This window comes from Micromonospora sp. RB23, assembly GCF_053585025.1.
On record NZ_CM132111.1, the window covers coordinates 5846687 to 5865134 of the forward strand.

Sequence of the window (18448 nt, forward strand, 5' to 3'; positions counted from 1 at the left end):
GCCGGGACGCGAGGCGCCCGGCCGGGTCGCTCAGTAGCGCGGCGCGCTCCGGCCGCGCTGCACCGCCGGGCCACGCCGCTCCCGGGCACGCCAGCAGCCGCTGTGCCAGTGCCGGCGGTCGGTCAGGTCGCCCAGGCCGTCCGCCGGCCAGGCCACCAGGTGCGCCACACCGGGTCGAATCTCCTGGTCACAACCGGGACAGCGGTACGTCTTGACCGACGCGCCCGCCCCTATCCCTCGTACCTGCCAGGCGCCGTCGGTCCACTGCTGCACCGAGGCGACGCCCTGGCGGACCCGATCGGCGTCCAGGTTGGCGTTCTCGTCCCGGCGAGGGCGGTTGCGACGGGGGCTCACAGTCACCAAGCGTACGGTCACCTCGGGCGGGACACCCCGGGCGGTCACCAGGTCGTGGGCCGGTCCAGGTGCTCGGCGACCTGCGCCCCACCCAGCACCGTCGCCGCGTCCTGCTCGGTGTAGCCCTGCGCCGGCCAGCCGAAGTTCGCGGTCAGGTGGGCCTTGGGGAAGCCGAGCAGTTCGAGTTCCCCACTCCGGAGATCGATGTTGGCTGGTTTGTCGCCGATCATGCGGTTCCCGTCGGTACGGCTCGACGCGATACCCCTGGCGTACTGCAACTCGACCTGAATGCCGCCCGGCTTGCTCCCGGAGACCATCATCTGCACGCCGAACGCGGCCGGGAACGGCGCGACCGTCACGTCGCACCGGGTGACCCGGGTACCCGGCGGAAGGCCGGTGAGCCGCAGCGGCCCCCCGCAGTGGTGCGCCTGGTCGAGCCGCAAGGCGGCTGCCACGTCGAAAAGGTCCTGCTGGTCGTCGCCGATGGCGGTGGCGCGGGCGTACACCCCGGGGGCGGGTTGCCAGTGCCGCAGCCAGACCGTCACGCCGTAGGGCCCGGTGGCGTGTGACACCGATCCGTCGAAGACGCCCTCGGCGATCAGCTCCGGTACCAGCGCCGGCAGGCCCTGGGCACGCATGGGCAGCGCCTCGGCGGACGCCGACAGCTCCAGGGTGACCGTGTCGCCGGCCACGTCGAGCCGCGCCATCTCCACGCCGCTCTGCACCGACCAGGAGAGATAGCGGAGCCCGTCCGGGACGAACCCGAAGTGCAACAACTGCGGATCGGCGCCGATGAGGTCCGGTCGGGCGGCCGCGCCCGGCACACCGTCGGCCCGGGGTGGCACGACGGGCACGGGAGCTTCCTCCGTCAGCGCCAGGCCGGGTACGACGTCCGGGCCGGAGTCGATCAGGCCGACCGGGTCGGTGGCCGCACCCAGGCCGAGGACCGCCACGACGCCGAGCGCGATGCCCGCGACAGCACGTCGGCGGCGTACCCGACTGCGCCCCTGCACGACCGCGGCGGCCAACAGCCGGTCGGTGTCCACGCTGCCCTCGGCGCGCTGGCGCAACGTCTGGTTGATCCGCTGGTCGAGGTCGGTCACGGTCGGCTCCCGTTTGTCGCCGGTGCGCCGCAGCGCTGCCGGAGGTTGGCGAGCGCCCGCATCGCGTGGGTGCGGACGGTGACCTGCGAGCACTCCAGGATCTGGGCGATGGTCGCGTCGTCGAGGTCCTCGTAGTAGCGCAGCACCAGCACCGCCCGTTGACGGTCGGGCAGGCCGAGGATCAGCCGCCACATCTCGTCCCGGTCGGCCGCCTCCCCACCCACGTCGACGCGGTGCGGCCGATCCCCGACGCCGTCGACGACCAGCTCCCGATTCGACCGGCGGCGCCACCAGGAGTTGTTGGCGTTGACCAGCATCCGGCGCACGTACACGTCGGGCCGGTCGGCGCGGGAGATCCGCCTCCACTGCACGTACGCCCGGGACAGCACCTCCTGGGTGAGGTCCTCGGCCCGGTGCTCGTCACCGGTCAACAGCCGCGCCAGCCGCATCAGGGCCGGGCCGCGACTGCCGACGTACTCCTCGAAGGTCACATCCTCCTAGACGCGGCCGGGACCCTCCGGCGTTGACCCGGTCAGCGGTGCGAGTGGTCGCGGAAGCCGCGACGGGTCTTACGGCCGAGGTAACCGGCGGTGACCAGGTGTTCCAGCAGCGGCGCGGGCGCGAAGCCCGGCTCGCGCAGCTCCAGGTACAGCTCGCGCTGGATCGCCAGCGCGACGTCCAGCCCCACCACGTCGAGCAGCTCGAACGGGCCCATCGGGTAGCCGCAGCCCAGCTTCATGGCGTGGTCGATGTCGTCGGCCGTCGAGTAGCTGGCCTCCAGCATCCTGACCGCGTCGTTCAGGTACGGGAAGAGCAGCGCGTTGACGATGAACCCGGACCGGTCGCCGCAGACCACGCCGGTCTTGCCCAGCGCGGCGCAGACCGCCCGCGCGGTCGCGGTGGCCTCCGGGGAGGTGCGAATGGTCCGGACGACCTCGACGAGCGGCATGACCGGCGCCGGGTTGAAGAAGTGCAGACCCACCACGTCGGCCGGTCGCTGGGTGGCCATCGCCACGTCGATCACCGGCAGCGACGAGGTCGTGGTGGCCAGCACCACGCCCGGCTTGCAGATCTCGTCGAGGCTCGCGAAGAGCGCCTTCTTGACGCTCAACTCCTCGACGACCGCCTCGACGACCAGGTCGACGTCGGCGAGGTGGTCGAGGGTGGCCGTCCAGGTGATCCGGCCGAGCGCCGCGTCCCGGTCGGCCTCGGCGAGCTTGCCCCGGACCACGCCCTTGTTCAGCGACGTCTTCACGGCCTCGCAGACCGATGCGGACTTCTCGGCGCCCCGGGTCACCGAGACGACCTCGTACCCGGCCTTGGCGAACACCTCGATGATCCCGGTGGCCATCGTTCCGGAACCCACAATGCCGACCTTGGTCACGACTGCGGGGCCCGCAAGCTCACTCCTCGCGCTCCCGATGCCCACCTCGGCGTAGATGGCGCGCGCGCCGTCGGCGAGCGCGGCGTCCGTCGCCGGCGGCGTCGTCCCATCGGGTACGACCTTCGGCGAACCGGGCCGCTCGTAGGTGTAGAAGCCGCGGCCGGACTTGCGGCCGAGCAGTCCCGCGGTGACCATCTGCTTGAGCAGCGGCACGGGGGCGTGCCGACGGTCCCGACCCCCTCGCCGGTACATCGTGTCCAGGATCTCGTACGCGGTGTCCAGGCCGATCAGGTCCATCAGCGCCAGTGGGCCCATCGGCAGGCCGCAACCGAGCTTCATGGCGGCGTCGATGTCCTCCCGGGTCGCGTAGTGCGACTCGAACATCGCGACCGCGTGGTTGAGGTAGCCGAAGAGCAGCGCGTTGGCGATGAAGCCGGCCCGGTCGTTGATGGTGACGTCGACCTTGCCGAGCCGGGCGCACAGCGCCTCGACGTCGGCGACGACCTCGGGCGCGGTGACGACGGTGCGGACCACCTCGACCAGCTTCATCACCGGGGCCGGGTTGAAGAAGTGGATGCCGATCACCTGGTTGGGCCGGCTGGTGGCCACCGAGATCTCGGTGACGCTCAGCGACGACGTGTTGGTGGCGAGGACGGCCTCCGGTTTGCAGACCCGGTCCAGCTCCGCGAAGATCCGCTGCTTGAGGTCGAGGTGTTCGGGCACCGCCTCGATGACCAGGTCGACGGAGTGCAGCGCGTCCAGCCCGACCTCGAAGCGCACCCGCTCGTGCAGGGCGTCGCGGTCCGCCTCGGCGAGCTTGCCCTTGGCGACCGCCCGGTCGGTGGAGCCCTTCAGGGTGGCCCGACCGCGCTCCAGCGCCGCCTCGGCGATCTCGACCGCGACGACGTCGATGCCGTTGCGGGCGAAGACCTCGACGATGCCGGCACCCATGGTGCCCAGCCCCACGACACCGACGGTGCTGAACTCGCGCGCCACGACCGGCCTCCCCAGACACTCCGTACGGCCACTGAACGGCCGCTAAGGCTTTGCGCGCGAGTCTGCCACGTGCCGCAGGGTTGTCGAGACGCCGTGGGATATTTCACCCACGGTGCGCCCTACCCGGCCTGCGCGTCGGTCAGCGCCAGCAGCTCCGCCACGAACTCCCCCGGACGTTCCAGGTGCGGGCTGTGTCCGCAGCCGGGCAACACCACCTCGCGGTACGCCCCGCCGGCCGCCGCGTACCGCTCCAGCACCGCCCGGGTCTGGCCGACCATGGGCTGCGGCGGGCAGGACTCGGCGCCCGGCCAGCCCGGTACGACACCCAGCGAACCCAGGTACGGCAGGTCGAACAGCGACGTGTCCGACACGATCACGTCGGCGTCCCCGCGCACCCACGCGATCTCGGGTTTGTGTGCGACGGCCACCAGCTCGTCGGCGATTCGGAACCAGGTCGGGGCGAGCGCGTTGAGGACTCCGCGTTCCCCCGGCGCGGTACCCGGCCAGTTCGCGGAGGGCACCGCCGTACCCGGATAGTTGTCGTCGCCGGTCGCCGTGGACAGCACGCTGTCCAGCAGCAGATCCTCGTCGACGCCCAGCGAGGCCGGGTCGGCCACGTAGGCGGCACGCAGCACCGCGCGCGGGCTGGCCGGCTCGTCTGCGCCCCGGTCGCCCTCGGCGAGCCGCGCGACGAAGTCCCGGTTGGCCGTGCCGGCGCCGGTACCGGCGAAGTCGGGCGTGGTCGGCGTACCGATCAGGTCGCGCGTGCCACCGAAGCCGTACGGAGACACCGGCGCGGCCAGCAGCAGCGCGCCCACCCGGTGCGGATGGTCGACCAGCAGCCGCATCGCCACTCCCCCGCCGAGGGAGTGGCCGACCACGACCGGTCGAGTTCCGCCACCGGCGCTGCCGGCGGTGGCGCTCTCGGCGGTGGCGCTGCCGGCGGTGGGGCTGCCGGGGGTGGCGAAGAGCGTCGGGTCGTCCAGCAGGGCGGCGACGTCGTCGGCGAAGTCCCGCAGGCCGCGCGTCGCGTCCACCGGGGCGGTAGCGGAGTCGCCGTACCCACGCAGGTCAGGGGCGACGATCCGCAGCGTCGGTGGCAGCCGCCGGATCAGCGGCTCCCAGAAAAGCGAGGACGAGCAGTTGCCGTGGATCAGGAGCACCGGAGTGCCGTCCGGCGGGCCGGCCACCCGTACCGCCTGGGTGATGCCGTTCGCCGTCACGACCCGCTGCTCGATTTCCATCCGCGGCATGCTGCCACGCCGGCTCCCGCCGGTCCAGGTGCCGACCAGCCACCCCGGGACACCGCACGGTGTGGCCGGCCACCAACTGCGGCAGGCCCGGGGTCAGCGGCGGGCCCCGGGAGGTGTGGCCAGCGGCAGCGGCAACGTCGGTCGGACATCCCGCCGGGAGACCCCGAAGCTGAGCCCGACCGGATCCGTGTGGGCGACCCCCGGATCGAACAGGCGCAGCTCGGTGCGGCCCAGCCGGATCACGTCACCGTCGGAGAGACGTTCCACCTCGGTGATCCGGCGGTCGTTGAGCCACGTGCCGTTGGTCGAACCCAGGTCGCGTAACGACGCGCCCTCGGGGGCCAGCCACACCTCGGCGTGCCGGCGACTCAGATGCGGATCGTTGATCACCACGTGGCCGGTCGGCGCCCGACCGATCACCTGCGGCTCGACCCGCAGACGAAAGCTCGCTCCGCGCATCGGCCCACCGGCGACCGTCAACAACGGCATCAGTTCCGGATGTTCCTCCATGGACAGTCAGCCCTCCACCCCACACCATTACTCCGCGCGTCAGCTTGCCATCAGACGGTAATCGTCAATACCGACCAGCCGGTCAGCTCCTCGTCACCTCCCGGTCACCCGCTGTTCGACGATTCGGACGGGCGTTTTCGTTCACCAACGCACTGACCTGCACTGATCAACGATCGGTCAGGGCGACAGGGGTCGGCGACCTGAGCTCCAACAAGGGACCTACCGGTGAGTAATCTTCGGAACTAGACTTCCGGCCATGACGGCTGTGCATGTCCCCGGCACCCCCCTCATCGAGGCGCACCAGTTGGTCTCCACCAGTCCGGCCACCGGCGTCGAGGCCGGCCGCCTCCCCGTCGCCACCGACGCGGACGTACGGCAGGCCGTCGAGCGTGCCCGCGCCGCCAGCGAGTGGTGGGCAGGTCTGGACTTCGCCGGCCGCCGCCAGCGGCTGCTGCGCTGGCGCGCGCTGCTCGCCCAGCGCGTCGAGCAGCTCGCCGAGCTGATGCACGCCGAGGGTGGCAAGCCGGTCGCCGACGGCATCGTCGAGATCGCCAGCGCGATCGAACACGTCGACTGGTCCGCCCGCAACGCTCGCCGTGTGCTCGGCCCACGCCGGGTACGGTCCCGGCTCGTCCTCGCCGAGTTCTCCGCGCACCTGGAATACCAGCCGCACGGCGTGGTGGGTGTGATCGGGCCGTGGAACTACCCGGTTCTCACCCCGCTCGGCTCCGCCGCGTACGCCCTGGCCGCCGGCAACGCCGTCGTGCTCAAGCCCAGCGAGTACACGCCCGTCGTCGGCCAGTGGCTGGTGGACACGTTCGCGGAGGTGGTGCCCGAGCAGCCGGTGTTCACCGCCGTACACGGGCTCGGCGACGTCGGTGCGGCGCTGTGCCGCTCCGGGGTCGACAAGGTGGCCTTCACCGGGTCGACCGCTACCGCCCGCAAGGTGATGGCCGCCTGCGCCGAGACGCTGACGCCGGTGCTGATCGAGGGCGGCGGCAAGGACGCGATGATCGTCGACAGCGACGCCAACCTGGACGCCGCCGCCGAGGCGTGCGTCTGGGGCGCCATGACCAACGCCGGCCAGACCTGCATCGGCATCGAGCGCGTCTACGCCGTCGACACGGTCTTCGACGCCTTCGTCGACAAGGTGGTCGACCGCGCCGGCCGGCTGACCGTCGGCCCCGAAGGCGCCGACATCGGCCCGATCACGATGCCTGGCCAGATCGACGTGATCCGCCGCCACATCGAGGCCGCGGTCAGCTCCGGCGGTCGCGCCCTGGTCGGCGGCCCGGACGCGGTGCAGCCACCGTACGTGCATCCGACCGTGCTCGTGGACGTACCGGAGGACTCGGCCGCCGTCCGCGAGGAGACCTTCGGTCCGACGGTGACCATCAGCCGGGTCCGCGACGCCGACGAGGCCGTCGCCCGCGCCAACGCCCTGTCGTACGGCCTGGGGGGTTCGGTCTTCGGCCGGCGGCGTGCGGTGAGCGTCGCGCGGCGCCTGCGCTCGGGGATGACCTCGGTCAACTCCGCCCTGACCTTCGCCGGGATGTCCACGCTGCCGTTCGGCGGCGTCGGCGACTCCGGCTTCGGGCGGATCCACGGCGAGGACGGCCTCCGCGAGTTCGCCCGCGCCAAGGCCATCACCCGGCGTCGAGCGCGCTCGCTGCTGCCGTCGATGACCTTCGACCGCACCCCGGCCGACGTGGCGCGTCTCGTCAAGGCCATCAAGGTGATGTACGGCAGATGAGTGTCGGATAGCCGATCTGCGACCCGATCGGTGTATCCACATGTTTATACGCCGTACGCACGGCGGTACATTGCGTTAAATGGGCCACAATCGATTGCGACACCGCCTTGTCGACAGTGACCAGTCGTGGAGCGCTCGGCAGCGGCGTCGTCGTTCGGAGTGGCTGGCGCGCACCTTCCCCGACATCGGCGACATGCACGTCGTCGACCTCGGCGGCCGGCTCGGCACCTGGCACCGCGCCACCGTCCGGCCGGCCCGGGTCACCGTGGTCAACCTGGAACAACCGCCCGCCGCCGTACCCGAGTGGGCCCACGTCGAGCAGGCCGATGCCTGCGACCTGCCACCCCATGTCGCCAAGGGCGCCTACGACCTGGTCTTCTCCAACTCCGTGCTGGAACACGTCGGCGGGCACGAGCGCCGACTGCGGTTCGCCGCCGCGGCGCGTTCGCTGGCCGATCGGCACTGGGTGCAGACGCCCTACCGCTACTTCCCCATCGAGCCGCACTGGATCGCGCCCGGGATGCAGTTCCTGCCGATCCGGATGCGCACAGCGCTCGCTCGCCGCTGGCCCCTGGGTCACAAACCGACCCGCAGCCACGAGGCGGCCATCCACCAGGTGCTCTGGACCGAACTGTTGGACCGTTCGCAGATGCGCCACTACTTTCCGGACTCGACGATGCTCGTCGAACGGGCCTTCGGCCTGCCGAAATCGTTGATCGCCGTACGAACGGGGTCGTGAGCTCCGGTCAGAAGAGGGTCAGCTCGTCCTTCTCGATGCCGCGCAGCCGGTCGTAGTTGACGACGACGCACCGGATGCCCCGGTCAGCGGCGAGCACCCGGGCCTGCGGCTTGATCTCCTGCGCCGCGAACACCCCGGTCACCGGGCTGAGCAGCGGGTCACGGTTCATGAGTTCGAGGTAGCGGGTCAACTGCTCCACGCCGTCGATCTCGCCCCGCCGCTTGATCTCAACGGCCACGGCGCCGGAATTCGCGTCCCGGCACAGCAGGTCCACCGGGCCGATCGCCGTCATGTACTCGCGGCGCACCAACGTGAACCCCTCGCCCAGCACGGTCGGGTTGGCCGCCAGCAACTCCTGGAGATGCGCCTCCACCCCGTCCTTGCGCAGGCCGGGATCCACACCCAGCTCGTACGAGGTGTCCTGGAAGACCTCCTCCAGGGTGATCCGCAACTCCTCGCCGGCCTTGTTGACCACCCGCCACACGCCGGGGGCCTCCTCCAGCCGACACGGCGGGCTCATCCAGTTCAGCGGCTTGTACGCACGGTCGTCGGCGTGAATCGACACCGACCCGTCCGCCTTCACCATCAACAGCCGCGTTGCCGGCGGCAGGTGAGCCGAGAGCCGTCCGACGTAGTCCACCGAGCACTTCGCAATGACCAACCGCACCCGACGAGGGTAGCCGAGCAGCCCGCGACCGCCACCGAGCGGCACTGGCGCGTCGGTGCGATGCTGAGACCGTGTTCGAAGTCCTCACCGGCACCGGCCTCGCCGCCTCAGCGGGGCTGAACGCCTACATACCCCTGCTCGTCCTCGGCCTCCTCGGCCGCTACACCAACCTGATCGACCTGCCCAGTGGCTGGACGTGGCTCGGCAACGGCTGGGTCATCGTCATCCTCGCCGTCCTGCTCGCCGTCGAGATGGTGGCGGACAAGGTGCCGGTCGTCGACCACGTCAACGACGTGGTGCAGACCGTCGTCCGACCCACCGCCGGCGGCCTCGCCTTCGGGGCCGGCTCCTCGTCCGAGACGGTCACGGTCAGCGACCCGGGGAGCTTCTTCTCCAGCCACCAGTGGGTGCCGGTAGCCACCGGCGTACTTCTCGCCTTCGGCGTGCACCTGCTCAAGTCCGCCGCACGTCCGGTCATCAACGCGACCACCGCCGGTTTCGGCGCCCCGGTTGCCAGCACCGCCGAGGACGCGACGAGCGTGGTCATGTCCCTGGTCGCGGTCATCCTGCCGGTGCTCGTACTCGCCTTCCTGGTGGGCCTGGTCGTCTTCGTCTACTGGTTCCTCCGTCGACGCTCCGAACGCCGCCGGGAACGCGAGGCGGCCCGCGCCGCCGGCTTCCGCGTCTGACACTCGGCTCAGCGCCTTCGGATACGGCGATGGCCGGCGCCCGTTGTCGGGTGCCGGCCATCGGTCGTTCTTGGCTGTTCGGTGTGTCAGCTGTTCCAGTACTGGCCGACGAGGTCGGTGGCCTGCTGCTCCCACTGCGCGTACGCGTCCGGGTAGGCCGAGACCTGCACGGTCTGCGCGGCGTCGGTCAGGGGCATGTCCTGCCAGCCGTCGACCTGCTTGAGGCCCTTGAGGAACGCGGTGGTCGAGTACTCGGGGTTGGTGATCTGCTCCGGCGTGCCCCAACCCGAGGTGGGGCGCTGCTGGAACAGACCCAGGGAGTCGTGGTCGTTGGCGTCGCCGAGGTGACCCAGGTTCTCCAGCTTGGACTCCTGCAGGCTCGTCGCGATCGAGATGACCGCGGCCCGCTCCGGCAGGCCGGCCTTCTTCGTGGCCGCGATGATGGCCTTGGCGTTGGCGGTCTGCTCACCGTTGAGGGTGATGTGCGACTGGTCGCCCTGCGGCTTGGGCGCGGCGGTCTGCACCGCTGCGGCGGCGGTGGGCTTGGCGTCCACGGCCGGGGTGGCGGCGTGGGCGGCGATCGGGCCGGCGAACACGCCACCGGCGAACGCGAGACCAGCAACGGACAGCATGCTCTTGCGGAAGATCGTGTTCATGGGGTTGCTCCTTCGGGGGTAGGAAACACCCACACGCCACCTGTTGCGGGGGGCGGTGAACATGGGGTGTCAGCACCTCGTCCGGGCGCTGTGCAAAGACGTGAAGAGGGGGGCGGCGGCCGGCGAGCCGGAGGGGCTTGCGGCGCCGGGTCGGGTGTAACGACCCGGGGGGCCGGGTCATTCCCGGGGGGCTTTGGCGGCCTGCGAGCGGGGGGCTCGTGGCGGCCGGTCCGTGTGTAACGACCCGGCGGGCGGGGCCATTCCGTGCGGCCTGCGGGCGGGTTCCTCGCGGCGGCCGGTCCGTGTGTAACGACCCGATGGGCGGGGTCATTCCCGCGGGGCGGGCGGCTCGTCGGTGCCGGGTCCGGGTGAAACGACCTGCGGTCCGGGGTCATTCCCGCAGGCGGGCGGCCCGGTGGTCCTGCGATCGTCAGGGTGTGTAACGACCCCCGGCCCGCCACGATTCCGGCCGGCGGGTGCAGCCGGTCACCACAGACACCCCACAACCGGACATAGCGCTCAGTCCCCACGACCGACGCGACCGGTAGGAGAGGCATCCAGGCGGTGATCGACTCCACATCGCCGACGTCGGGGTATCCGGGGCCGGATGACACCGCGATATCGGCGATCTCGTGTCGATCATGCGGGGCAAGGCCGGCGTGGCCGTCAAGGCCGGCGTGGCCGTCAAGGCCGGCGTGGCCGTCAACGCCGGCGTGGCCGTCAACGCCGGCGTGGCCGTCAAGCCGACAGAGAGCCGGTCAGGCCGGATGGACAGACGGGCGTATCGGGTCTGCGCAGCGCCGCAAATGCCTAATATCGGGGCAGGAACCTAGAGGAGGTCGGCATGACCACTGCAATGGAGATGCCCCGAGTCCAGGAATGCGTCGTCGCGGCGTGCGCGTACAACCAGGGCGGCGACTGCCACGCCTTCGCCATCACGATCGGCAGCATGGACCACGCGCACTGCCACACTTTCGTCGAGTCGCCGGTCCGGGGCGGGGTGGACGGTCTCACCGCGCAGGTGGGCGCCTGCCAGCGTTCCGACTGTCGGCACAACGAGCAGTTGGAGTGCCACGCCTCGTCGATCAAGGTCGGGCCGGACAACGACCTGGCCGACTGCATGACGTACGCCGGCCGCTGACCCTCCGACGGACCGTTCAGGCCAGGTCGTTGGCCTGCCGGATGACCGTCACCAGGTCGTCGATGATGCCGGTGAGGGCGAAGTCCTTCGGCGTGAAGACCCGGGCCACTCCGGCGGCGAGCAGGGTGTCGGCGTCACCGGCGGGGATGATGCCGCCCACCACCACGGGCAGGTCCGCCCGGCCGGCGGCGCGCAGCCCGTCGAGCACCGCGGGCACGGCCGCCAGGTGTGAGCCGGACAGTACGGACAGCCCGACCAGGTCGACGTCCTCCTCGACGGCGGCGGCGACGATCTGCCCGGCGGTCAGCCGGATGCCCTGATAGACGACCTCGAAGCCGGCATCGCGGGCACGTACGGCGATCTGCTCCGCGCCGTTGGAGTGCCCGTCCAGGCCGGGCTTGCCGACGAGCAACCGCAGCCGCCCACTGCCGATCTCGCGCGCGGTCGCGGCAACGCGCTCACGCACCGCCGCGAGACCCGCGTCGCCGCCGCTGCCGGTGGCGCCGGACAGGCCGGTCGGAGCCCGGTACTCACCGAAGACCTCGCGCAACGCGCCGGCCCACTCCCCGGTGGTCACCCCGGCCCGTACACACTCCAGGGTCGCCGGCGTCAGGTTGGCGGTGGTCGCGGCGTCCGCGCGGAGCCGGGCCAGTGCCGCGTCGACCGCCGCGTCGTCCCGCCCGGCACGCCATCGATGTACGGAGGCGACGGCGGCCGCCTCGACCATGGGATCGACCTGTTCGACAGCCTCGGCGCCCGCCGCCGTCAGCGGGGACGGTTCGGTCTCGGCGAAGCGGTTGACGCCGACCACCACGTCGACGCCGGCCTCCATCCGGCGGCGGCGCTCGGCCAGCGAGGCGACCAGCGCGCTCTTGAGATAGCCGGTCTCCACGGCGGCCACCACCCCGCCCATCTCCAACACGGCGTCCAACTCGACCCGCGCCCCGGTGACGATCTCGTCGACGAGCGCGGTCATCACGTGCGAGCCGGCGAAGAGGTCGGGGTATTCGAGCAGGTCCGACTCGTACGCCAGGACCTGCTGCATGCGTAGCGACCACTGCTGGTCCCAGGGACGGGGCAGACCGAGCGCCTCGTTCCAGGCGGGCAGTTGCACGGCGCGGGCCCGGGCGTCGCGGGACATGGTCACGCCGAGCATCTCCAGCACGATGCGCTGGATGTTGTTCTCCGGCTGCGCCTCGGTGAGGCCGAGCGAGTTGACCTGCACGCCGTAGCGGAACCGCCGCTGCCGGGCCTCGGTCACGCCGTACCGGTCCCGGGTGATCTCGTCCCACAGCACGCCGAACGCGCGCATCTTGGCGATCTCCTCGACGAAGCGCACGCCCGCGTTCACGAAGAACGAGACGCGCTGCACCACGTCGCCCATCCGCTCGGCGGGCACCTGTCCGGAGTCGCGGACCATGTCGAGGACGGCGACGGCGGTGGCCAGGGCGAAGCCGACCTCCTGCACGGGCGTCGCGCCGGCCTCCTGGAGGTGGTACGAGCAGATGTTGACCGGGTTCCACCTCGGCATCGCCGTCAGGGTGTGCGCGATGACGTCCGCCGTCAGCCGCAGCGAGGCCGCCGGCGGAAAGATGTACGTCCCCCGGGACAGGTACTCCTTGATGATGTCGTTCTGCGTGGTGCCGGACAGCCTGTCGGTGGTCGATCCCTGTTCCGCCGCCACGGTCCCGTAGAGGGCGAGCAGCCACATCGCTGGAGCGTTGATGGTCATCGAGGTGTTCATCTCGGCGAGCGGGATGCCGTCGAAGAGCGCCCGCATGTCGCCGAGGTGGGCCACCGGCACGCCGACCCGGCCGACCTCGCCGGCGGCCAACTCGTGGTCGGGGTCGTACCCGGTCTGGGTGGGCAGGTCGAAGGCGACCGACAGGCCGGTCTGACCCTTGGCGAGGTTGCGGCGGAAGAGCGCGTTGGTGGCGGCGGCCGACGAGTGGCCGGCGTACGTGCGCATGACCCACGGGCGGTCCCGCTCGGGCAGCCGGCTCGGCGTCTCATCCATGGCCGGAGTCTAAGTTACCGTTCAGTAGAAGAGGTTGTGGAAAACCACACAGGTCCATGTCGAGGACGCCCGGGTGCGAAGCGCCCGCGGTGGCGGGGACCGCCACACCCCGGGCACCCGCCACTTGCCGCCAGGACGCACACTGGACGTCATGGATGATGAGCTGGCCATCTCCGTCCGTGGGCTGCGCAAGGCGTACGGCGACAACGTGGCTGTGGCGGGTGTGGATCTCGACGTCCACCGGGGCGAGGTGTTCGCGTTGCTCGGCCCGAACGGCGCGGGCAAGACCACCACGGTGGAGATCCTGGAGGGCTACCGGCACCGGGATGCCGGAGAGGTGGCCGTACTCGGCGCGGACCCGGCCCGGCCGGACGCCGCCTGGCGCTCGCGGGTCGGCATCGTGCTCCAGGGCACCGGCGAGTTCGACGAGCTGACCGTGGCCGAGGTGGTCCGACACTTCTCCGGCTTCTACCCCGACGCGGACGACCCCGCCAAGGTGATCGAGCGGGTCGGGCTGGGCGCTAAGGCCAAGGCCCGTACCCACACCCTCTCCGGTGGGCAGAAGCGCCGCCTCGACGTGGCGCTGGGCATCATCGGCCGTCCCGAACTGCTCTTCCTCGACGAGCCGACCACCGGCTTCGACCCGGAGGCCCGCCGCGAGTTCTGGGAGCTGATCCGCGACCTGGCGGCCGCCGGCACCACGATCCTGCTCACCACCCACTACCTAGACGAGGCGGAGACGCTCGCCGACCGGGTCGGCGTGATCGCCGGCGGCCAACTGGTCGAGGTGGCCACGCCGGACCGGCTGGGCAACCGGCAGGAGGCCCTCGCGACGGTGTCGTGGCGTACCCCGGACGGGGTCTGGGAGAGCGCGCAGAGCGCGACGCCGACGGCCCTGGTCGCCGACCTGGCCGCGCGGTACGGCGGCGAGGTCCCCGGGCTCACGGTGACCCGGCCGACCCTGGAGGACGTCTACCTCACGATGATCGGACACGCGCGATGACGACCACGACGAAGCCGGCGACGCCGGTCGCCGCGACGCCCGGCCGACGGGTCGGCGCCGGCGCGCTCGCCCTGCGGCAGGGCCGCCTGGAGATCACCCAGTTCCTGCGCAGCCGGGAGTCCGTGGTCTTCACGATGGGCTTCCCCATCATCATGATCCTGATCTTCGCGTCGATCTTCGACGGGACGATCGGCGGCGGGGTTAAGTTCACCCAGTACTTCATCACCGGCATGATCGCGACCGGCCTGATGACGGTGAGCTTCCAGAACCTCGGCATCTGGATCCCGGTCGAGCGGGACCGGGGAATGCTCAAGCGCTACCGGGGAACACCGATGCCGAAATGGGTCTGGTTCGCCGGCAAAGTGATCATGGTGGTGGCGATCGGCATCGCCGAGACGGCCGTGCTGCTGGCCTTCGCGGTGGCGCTGTTCGACCTCGACCTGCCCGGCACCGCCGGGAAGTGGCTCACCTTCGGCTGGGTGTCCGTGCTCGGGGTCACCGCGTGCACCCTGTCCGGCATCGCCATCTCGTCGCTGGCCCGCACGGCCCGCAGCGGCTCGGCCGTGGTCACCCCGGTCTCCCTGGTGCTCCAGTTCATCTCCGGGGTGTTCTTCGTCTTCACCGACCTGCCCACGTGGATGCAGCAGGTGGCGGCGCTGTTCCCGCTCAAGTGGATGTGCCAGGGGCTGCGCGCGGTCTTCCTGCCGGAGAGCTTCGGCGCGCAGGAGCCGGGCGGCTCGTTCGAGCTGGGCCGGGTGGCGCTGGTGCTCGCCCTGTGGTGCGTGATCGGCCTGGCGCTCTGCCTGACCACCTTCCGCTGGACCACCAAGCGCGACGGCTGAGCGGACGACCGGGGCGGGCTGCCCGCCCCGGTCGCCACCTGATCAGTACGTGTAGAAGCCCTTGCCGGTCTTGCGGCCCAGGTCGCCGGCGGTGACCATGCGCTGGAGCAGCTCCGGCGGGAAGAACTTCTCGTCGGCCGTGTCGGTGTAGATGTTCTTCGAGGCGTGCAGCAGCACGTCCACCCCGGTCAGGTCGGTGGTGGCCAGCGGACCCATGGCGTGCCCGAAGCCCAACCGGCAGGCGGTGTCCAGGTCCTCCGCCGACACGACGCCGGACTCGACGAGCTTGACCGCCTCCATCACCAGGGCGGAGATCAGCCGGGTGGTCACGAAGCCGGCGATGTCCCGGTTGACCACGACCACGGTCTTGCCGATCTCCTCGGCGAAGGCCCGTGCCGTGTCGAGCGTGGCGTCACTGGTCTTGTAGCCGCGAACCAGCTCACACAGCTGCATCATCGGCACCGGCGAGAAGAAGTGGGTGCCGACGACGGCCTCGGGCCGCTCGGTGACCGCCGCGATCTGGGTGACCGGGATGGCCGACGTGTTGGTGGCGAGCACCGCGTCCGCCTTGCAGATCTTGTCCAGAGCCCGGAACACCTCGTGCTTGATCTCCAGCCGTTCGAAGACCGCCTCGACCACGATGTCCGCGTCCGCCGCGGCCTCCAGGTCGGTGGTCGGCGTGATCCGCGCGAGGGTCGCCTCGACGTCGGACGCCTCGATCTTGCCCTTCTCGGCGAACTTCTCCAGCGACTTCCGGATGCCGCCGAGTCCCCGGGTGGTGGCCGCGTCGTCCAGGTCGCGCAGCGTCACCTGCCAGCCCGCCTGGGCCGCCACCTGGGCGATGCCGGAGCCCATCAGCCCGGCCCCGACGACCGCGAGTCGACCCGCCATCTGCTTCTCCCTCGCTGCGATTGGGTGCCTGCCTGCACCCTAGGGGTCTGTGTGAAACAGACCCTAGCCCGCGAGCCTGAACGATGGCTAAGTCGGTGGTCAGATCTCCAGCGACGGCTCCTCGGGAGCGGTCCCCCGCTCCACCGCCACACCGAGCGCGCGCAGGTCGGCCACGAAGTCCGGGTACCCCCGGTCGACGTGGTGCACGTGCGAGACCTCGGTGGGCCCGTCCGCGCAGAGCGCGGCGATGATCAGCCCGGCGCCCGCGCGGATGTCGGTGGCGCGTACCGGCGCCCCGGACAGCCGCTCCCGTCCCCGGACGACGGCGTGGTGCCCGTCGGTCTTGATGTCCGCGCCGAGACGCATCATCTCGTTGGCGAACATGAACCGGCCGTCGAAGATGTTCTCCGTGATCAGGGACGCGCCGTCGCTGACCGAGGCCAGCCCGATCGCCATCGGCAGCAGGTCGGTGGCGAAGCCGGGGTACGGCAGGGTCACCACGTCCACCGCCCGGGGCCGGTCGTCCATGCGTACCCGGAAGCCGTCTCCCCGCGTCTCGACCAGGCCGCCGGCCGCGACGACCTTGTCCAGCGCGACCTCCAGGTAGGCCGGGTCCAGGCCGGTGACCGTCACGTCCCCGCGCGTCATCGCGGCGCCGAACGCCCAGGTGCCGGCGACGATCCGGTCCCCCACCGTGGCGTGCCGCACCGGCCGCAGGCCGGCCACGCCGGTGATCCGCAGGGTGGACGTGCCGGCGCCGGAGATCCGCGCGCCCATCTGGTTGAGCATCGTGCAGATGTCGACGATCTCGGGCTCCCGGGCCGCGTTGTCGATCGTCGTGGCACCCTGGGCCAGCACCGCCGCCATGACGAGATTCTCGGTAGCCCCCACGCTGGGGAAGTCCAGCACGATGTCGGCGCCGCGCAGGCCGTGCGGGGCCTCGGCGATGACGAACCCGTGCTCGCCGGAGATCTCCGCGCCCATCCGCGTCAGCCCCGAGATGTGCATGTCCAGACCCCGTGAGCCGATCGCGTCGCCGCCCGGATGGGCGACCCGCACGTAGCCACGGCGGGCCAACAGGGGGCCGAGCACGCAGATCGACGCGCGCAGCCGCCGGACCAGGTCGTAGTCGGCCTCCGCGCCCGGCTGCTCGGGTACGTCGATGGTGACCGAGCGGGACCGGGCGACCCCGCCCCGCGCCACCATCGGATCGACGGGTTCGTCCGCGTCGAACCGGACGTCACAGCCCAGCCGCCGCAGCACCTCCCCCATGATGGCGATGTCGGTGATCCGCGGGACGTTGGTGATCACGCTGCGGCCGGGAGCGAGCAGCGCGGCGGCCATCAACTTCAGCGCCGAGTTCTTGGCGCCGACGACGTGCACGGTGCCCGCCAGTCGGGCCGCACCGCAGACGCGGATGACGTCGACGTCGTTGACCGCCGTGTCACCGGCGTCGCCCGGACCCACCACCGCTGGCCAGCCGGCTGTCGTGTCCGGCCGAGCGGGGATCGTCAGTTCCGGTATCCGTAGGCTGTGCGTCATGGCCGTCCACCTCACGCGCATCTACACCAAGGCCGGCGACGCCGGCATGACCAGGCTGAGCAACAACGAGCAGGTTCCGAAGACCGATCCACGGATCGCCGCGTACGCGGATGTCGACGAGTGCAACGCGGCGATCGGCGTCGCACTCGCCCTGGGCCAGCTCGACGAGGAGCTGCGGGGCGTCCTGGCGTCGGTGCAGAACGACCTGTTCGACGTCGGCGCCGACCTGTCCACGCCCGTCGAGCCGGATCCGAAGTACCCGCCGTTGCGGGTGACCGAGGAGTACGTCGAGCGCCTGGAGGGCTGGTGCGACGAGTACAACGCGCGCCTGAGCAAGCTCGACTCCTTCATCCTCCCCGGGGGCACCGCCGGAGCGGCGCTGCTGCACGTGGCGCGGACCATCGCCCGGCGAGCCGAGCGCGCGGCGTGGGCGCTGGTCAGCCACGATCCGGACCGGACCAGCCCGCTCCCGGCAAAGTATCTCAACCGGCTCTCCGATCTGCTCTTTATCCTGTCAAGAACGGCAAATCCGGCGGGCGATGTGCTATGGGTCCCGGGCGGCAAGCGCTGAGGTCGGGCGCTCCGCACCACGTCGAGGTGTGACTTCCCCATCTGACCGCGCCCACGCGTCGGCCGAGCCGACTCCCTCGGCCCGGCCGCCCCGGCCCCGGCCCCGGCCCCGGCCCAACTTGATCAACTCCGGTTCCTTGAAGGCGGGGTGTCCAGGCCAGCAGGACACCCCGACATCAGGAAAGCTGAGTCGATCAAGCCGCTCCGCCAGCCCCGCCAGGCAGGACGCGGGCTACATCGGTAACGGCAGGTGACAGAAGACCGCGCCAGAACGACGCAGAGCGCCGCGGACGGGTTTCCGGGGGAGCCTGCCCGGCGCAGGGATCAAGCCTGACCGC

Annotated in this window: 19 protein-coding genes; 8 read left to right on the forward strand and 11 right to left on the reverse strand. The window is 71.2% G+C overall.

What is annotated here, in order from left to right; all coding sequences use genetic code 11:
• Nucleotides 1–30 precede the first annotated feature (30 nt).
• The 6 genes from ACTFTM_RS26555 to ACTFTM_RS26580 form a co-directional block, all read right to left on the reverse strand.
• Nucleotides 31–360: a hypothetical protein gene (locus ACTFTM_RS26555; protein WP_387120701.1), complete on the reverse strand. Its 330-nt coding sequence runs from the start codon at nt 358–360 to the stop codon at nt 31–33.
• A 38-nt stretch (nt 361–398) separates the two neighbouring features.
• Nucleotides 399–1457 (reverse strand): hypothetical protein, encoded by a 1059-nt coding sequence (locus ACTFTM_RS26560; protein WP_449563136.1) that lies wholly within the window; start codon nt 1455–1457, stop codon nt 399–401.
• Nucleotides 1454–1948, reverse strand: coding sequence for a SigE family RNA polymerase sigma factor (locus ACTFTM_RS26565; protein ID WP_449563137.1), 495 nt, complete (start codon nt 1946–1948; stop codon nt 1454–1456). Before ACTFTM_RS26565 ends, ACTFTM_RS26560 begins: the two co-directional genes overlap by 4 nt.
• 41 nt (nt 1949–1989) lie before the next feature.
• Complete coding sequence (locus ACTFTM_RS26570) at nt 1990–3837, reverse strand: 3-hydroxyacyl-CoA dehydrogenase family protein (protein WP_449563138.1); 1848 nt, start codon at nt 3835–3837, stop codon at nt 1990–1992.
• Nucleotides 3838–3956: 119 nt separating this feature from the next.
• Nucleotides 3957–5090 carry an alpha/beta fold hydrolase gene (locus ACTFTM_RS26575; RefSeq protein WP_449563139.1) on the reverse strand — a complete coding sequence of 378 codons (1134 nt, stop codon included), beginning with the start codon at nt 5088–5090 and terminating at the stop codon, nt 3957–3959.
• A 93-nt stretch (nt 5091–5183) separates the two neighbouring features.
• Nucleotides 5184–5600, reverse strand: coding sequence for an FHA domain-containing protein (locus ACTFTM_RS26580; RefSeq protein ID WP_449563140.1), 417 nt, complete (start codon nt 5598–5600; stop codon nt 5184–5186).
• Between the two features lie 256 nt (nt 5601–5856).
• On the opposite strand from ACTFTM_RS26580, the gene ACTFTM_RS26585 reads away from it, so the two are divergent.
• Both ACTFTM_RS26585 and ACTFTM_RS26590 read left to right on the forward strand, forming a co-directional pair.
• Entirely contained in the window at nt 5857–7353 is a 1497-nt protein-coding gene (locus ACTFTM_RS26585; RefSeq protein ID WP_449563141.1) for an aldehyde dehydrogenase family protein, read from the forward strand.
• Between the two features lie 79 nt (nt 7354–7432).
• Complete coding sequence (locus tag ACTFTM_RS26590) at nt 7433–8092, forward strand: methyltransferase domain-containing protein (RefSeq protein WP_449563142.1); 660 nt, start codon at nt 7433–7435, stop codon at nt 8090–8092.
• A 7-nt stretch (nt 8093–8099) separates the two neighbouring features.
• On the opposite strand, the gene nucS is transcribed toward ACTFTM_RS26590, so the two are convergent.
• The gene (nucS, locus tag ACTFTM_RS26595; protein WP_357134169.1) at nt 8100–8759 is read right to left on the reverse strand and encodes an endonuclease NucS; all 660 of its coding nucleotides are present in this window, start codon (nt 8757–8759) and stop codon (nt 8100–8102) included.
• A 71-nt stretch (nt 8760–8830) separates the two neighbouring features.
• Here nucS and ACTFTM_RS26600 point away from each other — a divergent pair, with 71 nt between their 5' ends.
• Complete coding sequence (locus ACTFTM_RS26600) at nt 8831–9448, forward strand: DUF4126 domain-containing protein (protein ID WP_449563143.1); 618 nt, start codon at nt 8831–8833, stop codon at nt 9446–9448.
• A gap of 86 nt (nt 9449–9534) precedes the next feature.
• Here ACTFTM_RS26600 and ACTFTM_RS26605 read toward each other — a convergent pair whose 3' ends face one another.
• Entirely contained in the window at nt 9535–10104 is a 570-nt protein-coding gene (locus ACTFTM_RS26605) for a hypothetical protein (RefSeq protein WP_449563144.1), read from the reverse strand.
• Between the two features lie 632 nt (nt 10105–10736).
• On the opposite strand from ACTFTM_RS26605, the gene ACTFTM_RS26610 reads away from it, so the two are divergent.
• Together ACTFTM_RS26610 and ACTFTM_RS26615 are read left to right on the forward strand one after the other, a co-directional pair.
• A complete protein-coding gene (locus tag ACTFTM_RS26610; protein WP_449563145.1) occupies nt 10737–10937 on the forward strand; it encodes a hypothetical protein in 201 nt (66 codons plus the stop codon).
• An 11-nt stretch (nt 10938–10948) separates the two neighbouring features.
• On the forward strand, nt 10949–11245 hold the full coding sequence (locus ACTFTM_RS26615; protein ID WP_355052875.1) for a DUF1540 domain-containing protein: 297 nt from the start codon (nt 10949–10951) through the stop codon (nt 11243–11245).
• Between the two features lie 16 nt (nt 11246–11261).
• On the opposite strand, the gene ACTFTM_RS26620 is transcribed toward ACTFTM_RS26615, so the two are convergent.
• On the reverse strand, nt 11262–13262 hold the full coding sequence (locus ACTFTM_RS26620; RefSeq protein WP_449563146.1) for a protein meaA: 2001 nt from the start codon (nt 13260–13262) through the stop codon (nt 11262–11264).
• A 151-nt stretch (nt 13263–13413) separates the two neighbouring features.
• Here ACTFTM_RS26620 and ACTFTM_RS26625 point away from each other — a divergent pair, with 151 nt between their 5' ends.
• Together ACTFTM_RS26625 and ACTFTM_RS26630 are read left to right on the forward strand one after the other, a co-directional pair.
• Nucleotides 13414–14265: an ABC transporter ATP-binding protein gene (locus ACTFTM_RS26625; protein WP_449563147.1), complete on the forward strand. Its 852-nt coding sequence runs from the start codon at nt 13414–13416 to the stop codon at nt 14263–14265.
• Nucleotides 14262–15107, forward strand: coding sequence for an ABC transporter permease (locus ACTFTM_RS26630; protein ID WP_449563148.1), 846 nt, complete (start codon nt 14262–14264; stop codon nt 15105–15107). The genes ACTFTM_RS26625 and ACTFTM_RS26630 overlap by 4 nt, the downstream gene beginning before the upstream one ends.
• Before the next feature lie 42 nt (nt 15108–15149).
• Here ACTFTM_RS26630 and ACTFTM_RS26635 read toward each other — a convergent pair whose 3' ends face one another.
• Nucleotides 15150–15998, reverse strand: a complete 849-nt coding sequence (locus ACTFTM_RS26635; RefSeq protein ID WP_449563149.1) for a 3-hydroxyacyl-CoA dehydrogenase family protein — start codon at nt 15996–15998, stop codon at nt 15150–15152.
• A 99-nt stretch (nt 15999–16097) separates the two neighbouring features.
• Nucleotides 16098–17540 (reverse strand): UDP-N-acetylglucosamine 1-carboxyvinyltransferase, encoded by a 1443-nt coding sequence (gene murA, locus ACTFTM_RS26640; protein WP_449563150.1) that lies wholly within the window; start codon nt 17538–17540, stop codon nt 16098–16100.
• Between murA and ACTFTM_RS26645 the strand changes: the two genes are divergently transcribed.
• Nucleotides 17539–18111 (forward strand): cob(I)yrinic acid a,c-diamide adenosyltransferase, encoded by a 573-nt coding sequence (locus ACTFTM_RS26645; protein ID WP_449563151.1) that lies wholly within the window; start codon nt 17539–17541, stop codon nt 18109–18111. The genes murA and ACTFTM_RS26645 overlap by 2 nt on opposite strands.
• Nucleotides 18112–18448: the final 337 nt, after the last annotated feature.